This is a genomic window from Methanolobus sp. ZRKC2, assembly GCF_045291185.1.
In the GTDB taxonomy this organism is placed as follows: domain Archaea; phylum Halobacteriota; class Methanosarcinia; order Methanosarcinales; family Methanosarcinaceae; genus Methanolobus.
The window spans coordinates 1593949-1610781 of sequence record NZ_CP146980.1; the positions used below are offsets into that span (position 1 = coordinate 1593949).

Annotated in this window: 13 protein-coding genes and 2 pseudogenes; 5 read left to right on the forward strand and 10 right to left on the reverse strand. The window is 40.7% G+C overall.

Annotation, left to right across the window (positions count from 1 at the left end):
- Nucleotides 1-52: 52 nt before the first annotated feature.
- Nucleotides 53-772: an AAA family ATPase gene (locus V7O62_RS07480; protein WP_406655628.1), complete on the forward strand. Its 720-nt coding sequence runs from the start codon at nt 53-55 to the stop codon at nt 770-772.
- A gap of 271 nt (nt 773-1043) precedes the next feature.
- Here the strand turns inward: V7O62_RS07480 and tpiA are convergent, their stop codons facing one another.
- The 5 genes from tpiA to V7O62_RS07505 all read right to left on the reverse strand — a co-directional run bounded on the left by tpiA (nt 1044) and on the right by V7O62_RS07505 (nt 6943).
- Nucleotides 1044-1712, reverse strand: coding sequence for a triose-phosphate isomerase (gene tpiA, locus V7O62_RS07485; protein ID WP_406655629.1), 669 nt, complete (start codon nt 1710-1712; stop codon nt 1044-1046).
- Between the two features lie 113 nt (nt 1713-1825).
- A complete protein-coding gene (locus tag V7O62_RS07490) occupies nt 1826-3004 on the reverse strand; it encodes a bifunctional 5,6,7,8-tetrahydromethanopterin hydro-lyase/3-hexulose-6-phosphate synthase (RefSeq protein ID WP_406655630.1) in 1179 nt (392 codons plus the stop codon).
- Nucleotides 3005-3287: 283 nt separating this feature from the next.
- Nucleotides 3288-4265, reverse strand: coding sequence for a ketopantoate reductase family protein (locus V7O62_RS07495; protein ID WP_406655631.1), 978 nt, complete (start codon nt 4263-4265; stop codon nt 3288-3290).
- A gap of 39 nt (nt 4266-4304) precedes the next feature.
- Nucleotides 4305-4916 (reverse strand): endonuclease III, encoded by a 612-nt coding sequence (nth, locus tag V7O62_RS07500; RefSeq protein ID WP_406655632.1) that lies wholly within the window; start codon nt 4914-4916, stop codon nt 4305-4307.
- A gap of 113 nt (nt 4917-5029) precedes the next feature.
- Nucleotides 5030-6943: a PAS domain S-box protein gene (locus tag V7O62_RS07505; RefSeq protein ID WP_406655633.1), complete on the reverse strand. Its 1914-nt coding sequence runs from the start codon at nt 6941-6943 to the stop codon at nt 5030-5032.
- A gap of 222 nt (nt 6944-7165) precedes the next feature.
- Between V7O62_RS07505 and V7O62_RS07510 the strand changes: the two genes are divergently transcribed.
- Nucleotides 7166-7618, forward strand: a complete 453-nt coding sequence (locus tag V7O62_RS07510; RefSeq protein WP_406655634.1) for a YqaA family protein — start codon at nt 7166-7168, stop codon at nt 7616-7618.
- A 32-nt stretch (nt 7619-7650) separates the two neighbouring features.
- Here V7O62_RS07510 and V7O62_RS07515 read toward each other — a convergent pair.
- Nucleotides 7651-7971: pseudogene (locus tag V7O62_RS07515) on the reverse strand (IS5/IS1182 family transposase); the annotation flags it as partial.
- A 351-nt stretch (nt 7972-8322) separates the two neighbouring features.
- Here V7O62_RS07515 and mttB point away from each other — a divergent pair.
- From mttB to mtbA, 3 genes and pseudogenes are all read left to right on the forward strand, one after another.
- Nucleotides 8323-9777, forward strand: a pseudogene (gene mttB / locus V7O62_RS07520) ([trimethylamine--corrinoid protein] Co-methyltransferase).
- Nucleotides 9778-9816: 39 nt separating this feature from the next.
- The gene (locus V7O62_RS07525) at nt 9817-10464 is read left to right on the forward strand and encodes a methyltransferase cognate corrinoid protein (RefSeq protein WP_406655635.1); all 648 of its coding nucleotides are present in this window, start codon (nt 9817-9819) and stop codon (nt 10462-10464) included.
- 311 nt (nt 10465-10775) lie between these two features.
- On the forward strand, nt 10776-11795 hold the full coding sequence (mtbA, locus tag V7O62_RS07530; protein ID WP_406655636.1) for a methylcobamide:CoM methyltransferase MtbA: 1020 nt from the start codon (nt 10776-10778) through the stop codon (nt 11793-11795).
- A 912-nt stretch (nt 11796-12707) separates the two neighbouring features.
- Here mtbA and V7O62_RS07535 read toward each other — a convergent pair.
- The 4 genes from V7O62_RS07535 to V7O62_RS07550 form a co-directional block, all read right to left on the reverse strand.
- The gene (locus V7O62_RS07535; RefSeq protein WP_406655637.1) at nt 12708-14831 is read right to left on the reverse strand and encodes an S-layer protein domain-containing protein; all 2124 of its coding nucleotides are present in this window, start codon (nt 14829-14831) and stop codon (nt 12708-12710) included.
- 141 nt (nt 14832-14972) lie between these two features.
- A complete protein-coding gene (locus V7O62_RS07540) occupies nt 14973-15119 on the reverse strand; it encodes a universal stress protein (RefSeq protein WP_406655638.1) in 147 nt (48 codons plus the stop codon).
- A gap of 139 nt (nt 15120-15258) precedes the next feature.
- A complete protein-coding gene (locus tag V7O62_RS07545) occupies nt 15259-15543 on the reverse strand; it encodes a hypothetical protein (RefSeq protein WP_406655639.1) in 285 nt (94 codons plus the stop codon).
- A gap of 17 nt (nt 15544-15560) precedes the next feature.
- On the reverse strand, nt 15561-16631 hold the full coding sequence (locus tag V7O62_RS07550) for a hypothetical protein (RefSeq protein WP_406655640.1): 1071 nt from the start codon (nt 16629-16631) through the stop codon (nt 15561-15563).
- Between the last annotated feature and the right edge of the window lie 202 nt (nt 16632-16833).

Sequence of the window (16833 nt, forward strand, 5' to 3'; positions counted from 1 at the left end):
AAAACCAATTGAAGAAGAATATGCTTTATTTTTCCATAATTTATTGAGAATCATGTTTCTGAAAAGAGTTTCATTAAAAAATGTTGATTCTGAGAAGTACGGAGAATACCCTTTTTGCATTCCATCTATCAGGACTCTGCATAATGTTGATTTTAAAAGCAATGTTACATTTTTTATAGGTGAGAACGGGACCGGGAAATCAACCTTACTTGAAGCTATTGCATATCAGGCAGGCTTCAATACCGCTGGCGGCAGCAGAGACAATTGCTTTACACTTGAAAAGTCGGGCTCTTCGCTTGGAGATTTTATCCGTTTGTCATGGATGCCAAAAATCACAAGCGGTTTTTTCCTGAGAGCTGAAACATTCTATGATTTTGCATCCCATATCGATGACCTTGGCCCCGAATCGATCATCCATTACGGTGGTAAATCACTTCATGAACAATCACACGGCGAAGCTTTCCTTTCGCTTCTCAACAACCGGTTTGGAAAAGATGGAATATATCTTTTGGATGAGCCGGAAGCTGCACTTTCACCTCTGCGCCAGATGGCTCTGCTTAAGATCATTCATGATCTTGAAAGCAATGGAAAAGCGCAGTTTATAATTGCCACCCATTCTCCATTACTAATGGCATATCCTGAAGCTCAGATACTGAACTTCAACGGTTCATGTATAGAAAATATTGAGTACGAGGATACCGACCACTACAAATTAACAAGAGATTTTTTAAATTACAGGGAAAGGTATTTGCAGGAACTGTTCAGGAACTGATGCTAAAAAAATTATATTGTTCTTATGATACAATTAAATTTAAAAAACATGAGAGACCCGTAACATCAAGGTCCAGCATCACACCAAGCATACGGTATTTGCAGCTTTTTCAGAGCATGCTTACCGTGCTATCCCGAGAGCAGGAACAGCTATTCCCCTGGCATCCGCAAAAGCATGAAACCTACATGTTTTCACTGTTCAGGCAAGAAAAAAAGGATTTATACCCGTTGCTAATAACCCGGGGAAGATGATATGATTTTAAAAAGAGTGTTCAGACCTTACTCACAAGGTCTTTCAGTGCTGCTTTCGGATCGGCAGCCTTCACAATACCCGATGCCAGCAGGACACCCACCGAACCAAGTTCAAGAGCCGCTGCAAGATCTTCTCCCTTTGAGATACCTGCACCACAGAGAACCTGTACTGCCGGATTGATCTTCTTTACCGCTTCAACTGAACCTGTGACAACTCCCGGGTCTGCTTTTGATACAGGGATGCCAGAACCAATGAGTTCTGGGGGTTCCACTGCCACATAATCAGGGTCAAGAGCTGCTGCTGCGGCTGATGTTGCTACATTGTTGGTACATACTATTGTCTTAAGACCAGCATCCTTTGCAATTGTTATGGATGCATCGATGTTTGCCAGGGTAAGGCGACATTCGGAGTGGTTGATTAGGGTTCCTACTGCACCTGCATTTTTGATAGACTGGACAAAAGCATGTCCTGTAAAGCTGCCTGCACCTACCGGATCAAGACTCTGTGCATATACCGGCAGGTCAACCTGTGATGCTACACGATAGATATCACAGAACTGCGGTGCAACACCAATTTCGATTCCAGAATCATCTGCAACTTCCTTACATGCCTGTGCAACCTTTACGGCGCCTTCTCCTGTACCCTCAAGATATGTCTTAAGATTCAGGACTATTAATGTAGAACTCAAATTCGATCACTCCAATATGAATAACCAGTATAAAGGTAAACAGAAGTATAAAGGTAACTGTAAGAATAAAAAAAGTACGAATAAAATGAAAGGACGTGTGGAAAACCACACGCTTAGAAGTCAGTCATTACTCTGAACTGGTCGATTTCAGGGTTGTTAAGACCTTCAATGAATTTCTCTGCAACCTGCCTTACATCCTTTGCATTGGTGATTGCTCTTCCGACTACAAGGACATCAGCGCCTGCTTTGAGTGCGTCAGGCATTGTGTCGATACGTACGCCACCAGCCACTGCTACAAGGAGTTTTGGTGAGAGTGCCTTGATGTCTTCGATGTTGCCCCATGCATGCGCAGTTTCTTCTATGTCAATTCCACGGTGGAGTTCAACCACATCAGGCAGTACATCAAGCTCCTTAAGTACAGCTACAGGATCATCGCAGTTGAGGGTGTCCATGATAGCATAGATACCGGTCTTGTGGGCTTCCTCGATTGCTTTGTTCAGAGTTGCGATTGGTGCAAGAGCTGAAACAACAATTGCATCTGCTGTTGCGTCTGCTACCATACGTGCCTCGAGGTTTCCTGTATCAAGAGTCTTGAGGTCAGCAACTATGAATGCATCCGGACGGATCTCCCTGAGCTTGGTGACAACGTCGACACCATAGCGCTTGATAAGAGGTGTACCTGCTTCCAGGATTACGTGATCGCTCTTTGGAATCTGTCTGACAATTTCCTGGATAACCGGGAGGTTCGGGTTGTCAAGTGCAACCTGCAGGTATGGTGGGTTCCAGAGTCTGGATACCTTGAATCCCATGATTGCGTGACCCATTCTATCCTTCTCCTTGAGTACCGTATCAATGTCAGGGAAGCCATCTACTGCACGTTTTACTGCCAATTTAGTAGCTCCGTAATTGTATCTGTAGATCCTGTTGTAGTCCTTTGCCTCAGGGTGGATGAAAACACTTGCTACTACAACGAGGTCCTCAATATCGAGGTCACCGAATGCTCCCTCTTCAAGAGCATCTGCAACAGCCTTTGCAACTGCAGCCTGTGCAGGACCAAATATCTGGGCAGCCTGATCCATATTCTTTACCGTAACCTTTGGCACAATAAGTGTAGCTGGCTTTGCCGGAAGATTTGGACGGATAACCGAAAGCAGAGGTGTGTGACCTGCTGACAACTGTGTTAAGCCGTTTGCGAATGCCTGACCTACAGGACCGTCTTTATTTCCGATCATAAGGTCAACGTGTGCGAGTTCTGGGTTCTCGCCAATTAATGCTTCTCCGATTAGTAACATGATTCACCTACGTATGTACAAGATAAATATCAATTTATTTGTAATTTGTTTAATATTAACTTGGTTATATTTCCTTATTAATATTTAATGATAATTTGCAGATATGGAAATTATCATTTCTCGTGCAAAACCAGCGCTTTTTATATTATAGTTGCGGCATGACACCAGATTTGTGCCTTATATAATATAGATCAATAAATAGTTTGTTGAAACTTCTGTTTTCAGTTAGTATATCCAAGAGAATATCGGCACAGACGACTTTATCAAAATAAAAAATCGTTTTTCAAGCCTGATTTAATTTTTTTAATAATTTTACATATACAGTTTCCGTATTTGTAGTCGCCACTTTCAACTCTTGCCCATAGCGGATCAATGTTCCTCCAAACAGATCACCTTCATTTATTTCTCCTTTTAACTCCACATCCCGCTGGAAAGAAGTTTTTGTTTCATATGGAAATCCTTTTGCTTTTGAAAATGAAGTTTCTACAATATCATCATCTAGAGGAATATCCAGCTTTTCCGCTATTTTTTCAATCTCGGCCATTATTGACTTTGTTAGCTCGCTCAATTCAGGACTGTCTAGAACCTCACCCAAAGTTTTGTCATAAGCAGCTGTTACCAATCCAAATGCAGCTATGAACATGTATTTTGACCATATCGATGTTTGAACCGAGTCTTCCCAGTCAAAGTCAATCGAGGAATCATTTAATAATGATAACAATGCATCCGGATAAAAATCAGGAAACATTGGGTCTCTGCCCAGTGATATTTTGCAATTGCCACCTTTTTGATAAACAACCCCGGGACTTTCAATGTGGGTACCAACATAAACACATGAAGGAAAAACAACTCCCTTACGCAATTGCTTTCTTATTCTTTCGTAAATATCAACACCATTTAACAACGGAAGAATAACAGAATTCTTATCGGATATTTTTTCAATTTCAGCAATTGCATATTCTAAGTCATAGGATTTAACCGACAATACAATAATATCACATATTGGAAGATCGCCAACCTTATCCGTGCACAACTTAGGATAAGCAATTATTAGCTCTTTACCTCCTGATTTCTTCAACATTAAACCTTGTGATTTTATTGCGTCCTTATGAGCACCCCTTGCAACAAAGAAAATATCGTGTGTTGAATTGAATTTTTTCGTTACGAGAGAACCAAAGTATCCTCCGACTCCTCCAACTCCAAAAAAGCAGATTTTCATAAACCTGTATCCATTATTTTTTATGCATACTTTGCCTGTCATTGGTTAAGCAACTATTAACAAGTAGCAACCAAATAAATATTAAATAATCTTAGGACATATATTGTTCATTATACATTCATTACATTTCGGACCCACGGGACGGCAAACATTCTGTCCGAACAGCACCATAAGCCCGTTGATATCTTTCCAGTCCTGCTTAGAGACTACCTTCTCAAGCTCTTTTTCTGTTTCATCAGGCTCCGATGTGTCAACCAGTCCCATACGATTGGAAATCCTATGTACATGTGTATCTACTGCTATTACGTCCTGTTCAAATCCATATCCAAGCACACAGTTAGCAGTTTTTCTGCCAACACCGGGAAGTTTTAGAAGTTCATCCATATTGTTTGGGACAACTCCCCCGTAATCCTGTAAAATGATTCTGGAAATGTCTATTATGCGCTGGGCTTTCACCCTGTAGAAACCTACGTTCTTTATCAGTTCCTGTATTTCATCCACATCTGCTTCTGCCATTTCCCGGACACTACCGAATACTTTGAAAAGCTTCTGTGTTGTAGGAATGGTAACATCATCACGGGTTCGCTGGGAAAGGACGGTTGAGATAAGAAGATAGAAAGGATCCCGGTTCACATGAAAATATCCATCAGGATAAAGCTCTTTCAGGCGAGAGAGCACTTCTTCCACATACATCAGAAAATGAATAGTTTAGCAAGTTATAAACTGTTTTCTATAAAGGAGCAGGACAGGAGTCTGGCAGTCCCATACTAAAAAGCACCTTCTCTTGCCCAATTGAATGCACATTCCTATATACCAGATGAAGAGGAAGGAGAATAAATCGGGAATCTTACATGAACGGTTGTTCCGGAGCCTTCTTCACTCTCGATCCATATCTCTCCGTCATGGACATCCGTAATCATTTTGCTCACGTACAATCCAAGTCCGCTGCCGCCATACTTTCTTGCCATTGAACCATCGATCTGGTAAAAGCGCTTAAAGATATTTGAGAATTCATTCTTTGGGATACCTATGCCACTGTCTTTTATTAGAGCATGAACATGATCATTATCCCTGAAAGCCACGATTTCCACGGTAGCACCCTGCGAACTGAACTTGATAGCATTGTCGACAAGGGATCTGAAAAGATACGGCAGGTATTCAACATCACCCTTCACCAGTGGAAGATCTTTTTCAAAAGAAGTTGTTAATATGATTTGTTTTTCTTCGGCCTTGAAGGAAAAGTATTCTGCTATTCTTTTAAGACTTTCCTCAATCCTGATGGGATCGAACCTGTAATTGACATTTCCGGACTTCACGATGCTCATATAGATGAGAGAATCCAGCAGAAAGCTCAGGTGATCGTACTTATCCAGTACTATTTGCATGGCATTTTTCTGCTTTTCATTCAGCGGACCCAGTACCTCGTCGTGTACAAGTTCACTGTACCCCTTAATAGAGATGAGAGGAGTCTTGAGTTCATGACTCAGGTTGGAAATGAACTCGTTTTTCATTCTGTCCAGTGATTTAAGAGCCAGGTTTGCCTCTGAAAGGTCTTCAGTGTATTTGCTGATAGACTCTTCCGCCTTTTTACGTTCGCTGATGTCACGTCCGTTGCTCAGTATAGCAGGTACTCCGTTGTAATCTATAATCTTAACACTCACCTCTATCGGAATTCTGGAACCATTTTTCCTGACATAAAGAGCTTCAAACCTACCCTGCCCTTTCTCCATAAGTGAGACGGTATTTTCCACACATCTCTGCCAGTACTCAGGTGCAACAAGCTTGTTCTTTGATATTGCAAGAAACTCTTCTCGGTCATATCCAAACATATTGCAGGCTGCATTGTTCACTTCCAGAATATCGCCTTCGGTGTTTAAGATCATGATAGCATCCACCGAGTTCTCAAAAAGTGTCCTGAATTTTTCTTCAGAGGACTGTATCTTTCTTTCAGCGTCCCTCTGCTCGGTGATGTCCAAACCCGAACTTAAAACAGTTGTTATTTTTCCGGAAGAATCTCTCATATAGGAATTTTGCCACGATATCAGTTTTTTAGTACCATTCTTCGTTAAGATGTGATTTTCCAAGTATTCAGCAGAATTCAGGTCACCTTTTAATATACTACTGAAAGCATCCAGCAACTTTTCCCGGCCAGCCGGCAGGATAACCATATCAAACCAGTTTGAGCCGAGTAGTTCATTCTCGGCATACCCGAGCACCTCACAACACTTCGCATTGGCAAGGACAACAGTGCCGTTAGCATCCAGAACAACCATCATAGAGCCGGCAACCTCAAAATATTTTTTTGTCCTTTCACTTTCGGCAACCAACCTGTCATGCAATCTTTTGCTCTTCAGGAGATTATTTGCACGGGTTATCAGCTCTACCCTGTCAATGGGCTTTGTAAGGAAATCATCAGCTCCTGACTCTATACCTTCCAGACGGTCATCTCTGGAGGAAAGAGCTGTGACAATTATTACAGGAATAAAGCAAGTCTCTTTTGATGATTTTATGCGCCTGCATGTTTCAAAGCCATTAATCCCGGGCATCATGACATCAAGAATAATGAGATCTGGTTTTTTATGGCAAACAGCTTCAAGGGCTTCCTCACCACTAAGAGCGGTTATTATGTCATATTCATTGGCCAGTTGTGCTTCTATTAACTGGACATTGACAGGGTCATCATCTACAACCAGAATTCTGGACCTATACTGTTCAATCATATTAAAAAACCAATTAAATTTCTCTAAAAGAAAACATACTACATTTTTTCGTTACAATAATGATAATAATAAATTTACATAACAAATTTGTTTTTCAATAACTACTTGTTTCAACATGAATGTCATATTTTAGGGGAAGTTTTTGCTTTTATATAAATGTACCTGTGGAAATTATCCGTAAACCCCATAATCTCTTAATAGGCACAGGATAATAATGGGCTGATGCTGGAAAATTTACTGATAACGTTGTCCGACTATGCATACCTTAGTCTTTTTGTAGCAAGTTTCCTGGCATCGACTATCCTTCCTCTGGGTTCGGAGACTCTGGTAGTTATACTTATACGATCAGGTTTTGACTTTCTTGCTGTTGTGATGGTAGCCACATTCGGTAACTACCTGGGCGCATGTACTACGTATTACATAGGATTTAAAGGTCGCAGTGATGTTATCGAAAAGTATTTTTCGATATCTAAAGAACAACTTGAAAAAGCTGATAAGTGGTTTGGCAGTTACGGACCCTTCTTGCTTCTGTTTACCTGGCTTCCTTTCATCGGAGATGTTATTACTGCATCTGGAGGAATTTTGAAACTGGATTTTAAGATATTTTCAATCTACGTATTCCTCGGGAAGTTTCTAAGGTACATTGCCATTTCATATATAGCCCTGAATTTATGAGAGAATAAATGCCTAAAATATTGTTGGAATTTTCAGGCTGAATAAATCCTGGTGTTGATGATAGTTTGGAGCTCTGTAGAAATCCTCATTTGAATTGCATAGACAAACTTGGCATACATGACAAGTTTGTGTACTAATAACTTTATTTTCATCTCTTTTACCTGATTCCAGTATTTCCTTGCCTTGATTTCTTCCTCATACTTTCTTTTGAGGACTGAGAACATAGTTTCCACCAGATTTCTGTAATGGTAGATTTTTTCATCAAACTCTTGTACCATTTTCCCACGGAATTTTCCTTTAATCCTCTTTCTTTTCCTTTGTCGTAAAGGAATCATTTGGGGTTTAATCTTTTCTTAAAAGTGTTAAATGAAAAATAAAATTGGTTTTCTACAGAGCTTTTATTTTTATTTGAGTTCACTACAATGTAATATTTTGAGTTCAGTAAACCCATATTTATAGTTTTTTGTTGTCTTGCAAGCATATTCCACATCAGTCGAAGTTGTACTTCACCGTTACATCTTGTTTATTTAATTAATTGTTTCATTTTCTAAAAAAAGGGCGGTAAAACATACGCATATATATACTTTTTGCATTTAATTAGAAAATATTAAATATTAGTAGTGTATACACATGATTGGTGAGAAGGAACTATAGAATGCTCACCTCATTCTATACAAATATTTAGATAAGGAGACATGACAAAAATGACAAATGGAACCATCAAACTAGATCTCTTCACAAAGGAGGACCTAGATGCAATTCATCACACCACATTAAAGGTACTTTCAGAAACCGGCGTCAGAGTAAATCATGAGGAAGCCAGAGATGTTTTTAAGAAGAATGGCTGTGAGGTTGATGACAAAACACTTAATGTAAAGATTCCAGGAAACCTTGTAAACGAAGCTATAAGCAATTCACCTTCTTCATTCAATCTTTATGGACGCGAAAAGGAAAATACTGTAAAACTGGAAAGTGATGGAAGCAAAGTTAACTGGATCACTTTTGGTGTTGGTGTAAAAGTTGCGGAATACCAGGGTCCGGGAAAATACCTCAACAGAGATAGTACACTTCAGGATCTTGCGGATTCTGTTAAAATTGCTGACTGGGCAGAAAATATGGACTACATTTGCCAGCCTGTGACAGCACTTGACCTTGTAGATACACCTGTTGATTCAGCTGTACACGAAGTTCACACCATGATCAAAAATACCTCCAAGCATTTGATGGCAGGAGCAGATGATAATGCTATTAAGCTGCTAACAGCACTTTATGGAGGAGATGAAGAAGAGGTAAGAAAAAGACCCATATATACAGGAGGCGGATGTCCTTCAAGTCCTCTGGAACTCGACTTTGAAATTTGTGATTCCATATTCACATGTACAGAGAACAACATTCCTATCATTTCACTGAGTATGGCCATGAGTGCTGCATCAGCACCAGTCTTCCCAGCAGGAACTCTTGTTACGCACAATGCGGAAGTTCTTGCAGCAATCACACTTACACAGCTCGTTAAACCAAAGCACAATGTAATTTATGGAAGTTCTACCACCTCATTTGATGTAAAAGGTGGTACTGCACCAGTAGGATCTCCGGAACTTGGTCTTATTAGTGCAGCTGTCGCAAAACTTGGACAGTACTATAAGATTCCTTCTTTTGCAGCAGGCTCGTAGGCAGATGCCAAGATCCCTGATGCACAGGCTGGGCACGAAAAGACGATGACTGCAATGTTGCCAGCTTACGCAGGTTCAAGTGTAATCTATGGGGCAGGACTGCTTGAGTTAGGAATGACATTCTCCAATGAACAGCTGATTATTGACAATGAGATGATTAGCATGATCAAGAAATCAATGGAAGGCATTCCCGTTACAGAAGAAACAATGGCTTTTGAAGCTATTAATAAACAAGGAAGCGGTGGACATTTCCTTGCCCACAAGACAACAATGAAAAACATTGACCTTCCATCACACCCAACTCTTTTCGACAGGCAAATGTATGGAGCCTGGGAAGCAAATGGATCAAAGGACATTGCAGTAGTAGCTAATGAAATAGCTGCTGATATTCTGGAGAATTATGAAGTTAAACCAATCGATGCTGACATCCTTAAGGACATGCAGGCAGTTGTTGACGAGGCGGATAAAGCCTTCAGAAAAAACATGTAAATCGATAACAATATGATAAAAATTTTAGGAAGTTGAAAAATGACAACAAAAGAAGAAATTATTGCAAAAGCAAAAGCAGCTATTCTCGATTTCGATGAAGATGAAGCAGCAGAAGCAGCTCAGGAAGGTCTTGATGCAGGCGTAGACCCCGTAGACCTCATCCAGGACGGTTTCACCGTAGCAATGAACGAAGCTGGAAACAAATTTGAGGCTGGAGAGCTTTTCCTGCCACATCTTATCGCAGCTTCTGAAGCAATGACTGCAGGCATAAATGTACTTACCCCAGCACTTGAGGCAAAGGGTGCAGAAACTGAGACGAAGGGAACAGTCGTTATTGGCACAATCGAGGGAGATATTCACTCAATAGGTAAGGACATTGTTGCAACAATGCTCAAGATCGCTGGTTTCAAGGTTGTAGACCTTGGAAGGGATGTAGCAATTGGCGCATATGTTGAAGCTGCAAAGGAAAACAATGCAGACGTTGTAGGTTCTTCCGCCCTCATGACTACTACGATGGTCGCCCAGATCCAGCTCGAAGAAAAGCTCAAGGAAGCAGGAGTTCGTGATTCCGTCAAGACAATGGTCGGCGGCGCACCTGTGACTAAGGACTGGGCTGATAAGATTGGTGCAGACATCTACGGCGAAAATGCTAATGATGCCGTTACCAAGCTGAACGAGATGTTCTAAAATCGATGAGAGTAGATCCCGGAGAGGTACTATGAATACCTCTCTGCCTTTCGTTCCCCTTCTGGATTGTAACTGCATAAATGTAAAAAAGAACCTATAAAAAAAGTATCAGAATGTTTCTTGTTGAATTTACGGAATTGCTTGAAAACTTATCCCCCACTCACACCAAGCATGTGAATTCATAACTAACTGAGTCTTCAGAGGTTGCAATACAGGATAAATTGTATTCAATAATTACAATTTTCAAATTATTCCAATACCAATTATCTATTCAGAATAAAAAACCGATGTCAATAATAGGAGAATTATCCATGGCAGAATATACCCCTAAAGAAAGATTGGCAAGAGCACTTAAAGGTCAGCCTGTTGACAGGATGCCTGCGATATCAGTCACCCAAACAGGAACAGTTGACCAGATGGAAGCCTGTGGAGCCTTCTGGCCCGAGGCTAACAGCGATGCTGAAAAAATGGCAACTCTTGCAGAAGCAGGCCACACCGTAGTCGGTTTTGAAGCCGTACGTGTACCTTTCGATATTACTGCAGAAGCAGAATTCTTTGGCTGTGAGATCAAGGACGGCACACAGGAACAGCAGCCATCCGTTGTTGGTCATGTTGTCAAGACCATTGAAGATATCGACAAGCTCAAAGGTTATGACCTCAACGAGGGAAGAATTAACGTTGTCTGTGATGCTATCAAACTGCTCGCAGATAAATATGCCAGTGATTTGCCCATCATGGGCAGCATGCTTGGTCCTTTCTCTCTTGCACAGCACCTCAAAGGTGATGACTGGTTCATGTCTATCATGACAGATGAGGAATTTGGTCTTGCACTCATGGAATTCACAACTGATTTCAGTGTTGCATATGCAAAGAAGATGGTTGAGAGCGGTGCAGATACAATGGTAATCATTGACCCAACCGCAAGTGCCCAGCTTATCGGCAATGAATTCTACGAGAAGTTCGTCGTACCTTTCCATAAGAGAATCTGCGATGCGATGCGTGAACTCAACGTTGCTACCGTACTACATATCTGTGGTGACACTACCAAGGGCCTCTCACTCATGGAAACATGTGGAGTGGACGGAATCAGTGTTGACCAGAATGTAGATGCTGCAACAGCTGTAGGAAATGTAGAGAGAGCAGTTATAGTAGGCAATCTTGATCCTGTTAACATGCTCTGGAACCAGACACCCGAAGCCATCAGGGAAGAGTCACAGAAGGTACTGGATGCAGGAATTGGCCTCCTTGGCCCTGGATGTGGCATTGTAAGCAAAACCCCTACCGAGAACCTCCAAGCAATAGTAGAGATGGCAAAAAGCCACAAGTATTAATATTAAATTTGTTCCCCGGGACGAATCCTTCGTAGAGTAGTAGTCACAACTTTCCCGGGGAACTTATTTACCTCGTTATTAGTTTCGAATCCGGTTTATTGCATGGTTTGTCTAGTTAAAATCAGAGCTACAAAATAGTTCCTCCTTTAACAAAGTGTCTATATCCATCCAAACCATGCAATTTCCTCCGTAGAATTCCATCTCCACACCCTTTTGTGTCAAGCAAAGGGGTTTGGAATTCTACAAACATTAAAAATAGCGCGAATCTGCGATTTGATTAAAAATCTGTTTTTTATAAAATCTATCAGAAGAATTCAAGCTATATGAACTATGTTCCTGGACATTCTGCGATACAACCTATAACTCTTGGTTTCATTCTCCCCCTACAAGCTACATTATTGCCATAACCAGAAGATTGCTTATTCTAACGCCGTTCTTTTGATAATAGAGTGCTCTGCTGAAGAGATCTCAATAAAATTCCAAATTGTTTAATAAATAGTACAACATGCTGTCATTAGAATGGAGTCCCTTTTCACAGCAAACTACTCTGACATTGTGTCTACTATAGTAATACTGGCTTTCCGGAATTGTCATCTGCATTGTCCGGAATGATAATAGAACTATGAATTCTTTTGATACATGGTCCTATAGTATACATATGTGGTATTGTGGGATAAAATTGAGGAATTTTTTATCTTCAACTTTTATTCTGGTTTTAAAAACATATCATTTCCTGTTCCCATGCCACTCATTAGAAATGTGTCTTAAGTCCCTTTATTTCTGCTTTTTCAAATGAAATAGCTCCATTTTTAGTAGCTACAGAGACTACACATATATTATAGGACAGAAAAGCATTGAAAAAATATAATGGGACCCCGGGAAATCAATCCATGTCCCTGAATACCAATTAACTTATTGCCTACTGGAATAGACAATTGCCAGGCAAAGTCCTAGTATGCTTAACAACATTCCAAAACCAGGAGCTGCTTTAGATTCCTCAGGTTCGGGTTCGAAACTGGCATTTTCAACAGAATCGGATTCAATTTCTTCCACCACATCTTCTGACTCTTCTGAAGTCTCATCCTCTTCTGGCATCCCATCCACTTCAACAGGCTCCTCAGCATTTGTAGAATCCACTTCAACAGGCTCTGTTTCATCTGTTTCAATTGTTACTCCAAGAGCGGGATAGATATGGAACCCTCCGCTTTCAGACATTCCTTCATCAGAGGTATACAGGCACATGTCATCTGTAAGGTATGTGGCACCATCCATTTTCAATGAAATTGAATGTGGATTCTCGAAAACGATTTCATCTTCATCTGCCTGTGTACATTCAAGTACTCCAAGCGTCTCATCAGTTGTTATGTACCATACACTATCCTTATCAACCAGCCATGTATACTGTAGCTTTACAAAGCTGTCAGATGTACCCTGGAAAAGTTTGTCTGCATAGGTCATGAAGTATATTGCATCATCCTTGCCTGCAAAATCATCTCTTGCAACAAAAAGACTTCCGTTTTCAGTTCTCGTATCAAGAACTCCGGAGTCGAGTTCCTCACCATCCTTCAATAGTGAAAGCCATACTTTGTCACCTTCGACATCTATCTGGTTGCACTGAATACTGTAATTCTCTCCAAGGTCAAATGTCTCTCCTACTGCAAGAGTGGTTACATCCTCAGGCCAGTAGTACTCAAAGAGAAGAGGCACGATTGCGGTCGCATCTGAATCTACTGCTACATAGTATCCTTGCAAGAACGGGAATCCTGCATAGGTGCCATCGTCACCTACAACAACACCTTCATTCAATGTGAGCCCGAAAGGTACGACGTAGGGAGTTGCAGAATAGATAAGTTCACCTTCATCAATGGTATTTTCGTTTGCAACACCGATAGGACCATTTGATCCTTCTGCAGAGTTTTCATAGTAGAATCGCTCAGTCCAGGCGGTATAGTCATTGATATCTGCGAACATAAAATTCCAGTTTGTAGCATCCCATGAGAGATTATCAGACCCTGCATCAAAAACTTCTCCCCTTATTTCGTAAAGGTCGGATGAATTCATTGTAATACCGGGATAGATATGGAATCCTCCGCTTTCAGACATTCCTTCATCAGAGGTATACAGGTACATGTCATCTGTAAGGTATGTGGCACCATCTATTTTCAATGAAATTGAATGTGGATTCTCGAAAACGATTTCATCTTCATCTGCCTGTGTACATTCAAGTACTCCAAGCGTCTCATCAGTTGTTATGTGCCATACACTATCCTTGTCAACCAGCCATGTATACTGTAGCTTTACAAAGCTGTCAGATGTACCCTGGAAAAGTTTGTCTGCATAGGTCATGAAGTATATTGCATCATCCTTGCCTGCAAAATCATCTCTTGCAACAAAAAGACTTCCGTTTTCAGTTCTCGTATCAAGAACTCCGGAGTCGAGTTCCTCACCATCCTTCAATAGTGAAAGCCATACTTTGTCACCTTCGACATCGATTTGGTTGCACTTAATGCTGTAATTCTCTCCAAGGTCAAATGTCTCTCCTACTGCAAGGGTAGTTACATCCTCAGGCCAGTAGTACTCAAAGAGAAGAGGTACGATTGCTGTCGCATCTGAATCTACTGCTACATAGTATCCCTGTAAGAACGGGAATCCTGCATAGGTGCCATCGTCACCTACAACAACACCTTCATTCAATGTAAGTCCGAAAGGTACGACATAGGGAGTTGCAGAATAGATAAGTTCACCTTCATCAATGGTATTTTCGTTTGCAACACCGATAGGACCATTTGATCCTTCTGCAGAGTTCTCATAGTAGAATCGCTCAGTCCAGGCAGTATAGTCATTAATGTCCATGAACATGAAATCCCAGTTTGTAGCATTCCATGAGAGGTTATCAGATCCTGCATCAAATATCTCTCCTGTAAGGTCAACTGCTCCGACCGGCCCAATAGTCGACAACAGAAGAATGAAGGACAGTAGAATGCTCATCTTCCACGATACACTTTTTCCGTTTTTTACAATACTTAGTTTTTCCATATAATCCACCTTCCAATCCACTTTCCAATTTTTTCAGCCTATCCGCTCAAGCTAAGAAATTGCTTTACGAGATTCATACAACTGAAACAAAAAATTCTTAAATTTATTTAGATTTATTAATCAAGTTCGAAATGCAGTAGATCATCGCACAATCAGAACTGGCACCTCGGAATGCCTGAAGACATTTTCTGCTACGCTGCCAATCAATAGATTCTTCATGCCTGCTAGCTCATGCGTATCAATGCTCAGCCCACGCCTGACTAAAAAAGGATGTGTGAACACATCCACATCTGCTTTTAAATTATATTTTTCTCACAATGGCCCTACCAACGTATAAAGCTGCAATATCAAGCAATATGATTAGCCCTAAGTATAGCTCATAGGCACCGTTGAAAGCCCAAAATCCTTCGGTTCCAAACATAATTTATCACTCCAGCTGGAAATACTCTAAAGTATCTATTCCATAATCACTCAGACTATACTTATACACAATCTTGTCATCTGAATAGTACTTATCTTCATCAGCCTTTGCATCGATTATTTCGAACAGGCCTCCTGTAGCAAGTTCTGTCATCCAGAAACGGATTACTAATTTCCAGTAATCTCCGGATTTACCGTATTCAGAAAGTAATGCATCTGACAACACATAATCCCATGCTTCCTGTTTTTCACGAAGGATTTGCATAAGTCTTGGTTTCATTGGTTCTTGCATAATCATCACGTCCCAATTTATTCCTCACCCGTACGAGTGGATTCAAGCAAAGATTCTCCGCTATCCCAGTACATAATGAATACACCAGCTCCGGCTACGGCAGCACCAGCTATTATCCACAAATCGGTGGCACTTCCAAGGAATATATAAAGAGATAGAATAGCAAACAAGACGTAGGTTGTAGATATACTCATACCCCTTCCAACTCCTATTAATGGATAACTTTTGTACAGGAATACGTATGAGAGTCCTAATGTCATTATAGTAATTATTGTCCAGAAAATGTATGGTATGCTTGTTGCTGTTGCTACTATTGCAGTGATCATGACATCTACTCCAAATATCAGAGCGAAAATTGGCGTGATCAGAACTGTCCAGAGGGCTGCTTCGTAGAACAATCTCATGGCAACTCCTAAATCGGAGTCAGATACATCAAGAACCCTGCCTGCAATGGCACCTTCAAGTCCCCAGCCTATTGTTGCTGCGAATCCTCCCAGATAACCCATCCATAGGCCGTCAGGCGCAGCCGGATTTCTCAGTTCATATATTAAGTTGATTGGATTTAAAATAAGTATTCCACCAATAAACAGTACGCCGATTCCAATCCATGCTTTGCTAGTAATATTTTCACCGTACCACAATTTCGCAGCAAAAGCTCCGACTAATGCGGTTAAGATAGAGGCAGCAGCAGCAAAACCTGCACCAACATACCCAATAGCAAGATCAGTCCCATATGCGGCAAAAGGGCCCCCTAGGCCAGCTCCAATGAGATACCATTTGGAGATGTGATACTTTTTAATGTTATTTGAAAAATCACCAATTTTTCCCATTGTGCCTAGCCAGATTGTATTTATGACAGCGAATGCAACTATGGCATAGACTGCCGCTCTGGCACATGTTGCTACAAGCATTCCTTCTGCACCTTCAGGGAATGCTTCAAATGTATCAAATGGTGGAATGTACCAGGATACTTCTGCGGCAGCATATCCTATTCCCCATAAAAGTGCACATAGGATTGCTACGCCAAAACCCCAGTTAACACGCCTTTTATTTTCAAGTTCAATTCTATTTTTTAGTTCTAAATCCATGCAATGCCTCCATATTTTTACAAAAGATTTTTGTGGATTTGTATATTAGCAGGCATCAGTTGATTGTAATGTTATATAAGAATTACTAAACAAATACGAAACTTATATATAATAAAAAATAAAGCAACTTGCTCAAGTACACAAACCCAAAAAATAAAGAGAATATCAATTGATGTTTATACATCTGAATATATACTTTTCT

Coding starts and splice junctions, on each gene's coding strand:
- V7O62_RS07550 (WP_406655640.1), bottom strand. CDS start 16,631: ATGGATTTAGAACTAAAAAATAGAATTGAACTTGAAAATAAAAGGCGT.
- V7O62_RS07490 (WP_406655630.1), bottom strand. CDS start 3,004: ATGTTACTAATCGGAGAAGCATTAATTGGCGAGAACCCAGAACTCGCA.
- V7O62_RS07535 (WP_406655637.1), bottom strand. CDS start 14,831: ATGGAAAAACTAAGTATTGTAAAAAACGGAAAAAGTGTATCGTGGAAG.
- mtbA (WP_406655636.1), top strand. CDS start 10,776: ATGGCAGAATATACCCCTAAAGAAAGATTGGCAAGAGCACTTAAAGGT.
- V7O62_RS07505 (WP_406655633.1), bottom strand. CDS start 6,943: ATGATTGAACAGTATAGGTCCAGAATTCTGGTTGTAGATGATGACCCT.
- nth (WP_406655632.1), bottom strand. CDS start 4,916: ATGTATGTGGAAGAAGTGCTCTCTCGCCTGAAAGAGCTTTATCCTGAT.
- V7O62_RS07545 (WP_406655639.1), bottom strand. CDS start 15,543: ATGCAAGAACCAATGAAACCAAGACTTATGCAAATCCTTCGTGAAAAA.
- V7O62_RS07525 (WP_406655635.1), top strand. CDS start 9,817: ATGACAACAAAAGAAGAAATTATTGCAAAAGCAAAAGCAGCTATTCTC.
- V7O62_RS07510 (WP_406655634.1), top strand. CDS start 7,166: ATGCTGGAAAATTTACTGATAACGTTGTCCGACTATGCATACCTTAGT.
- V7O62_RS07480 (WP_406655628.1), top strand. CDS start 53: ATGTTTCTGAAAAGAGTTTCATTAAAAAATGTTGATTCTGAGAAGTAC.
- V7O62_RS07495 (WP_406655631.1), bottom strand. CDS start 4,265: ATGACAGGCAAAGTATGCATAAAAAATAATGGATACAGGTTTATGAAA.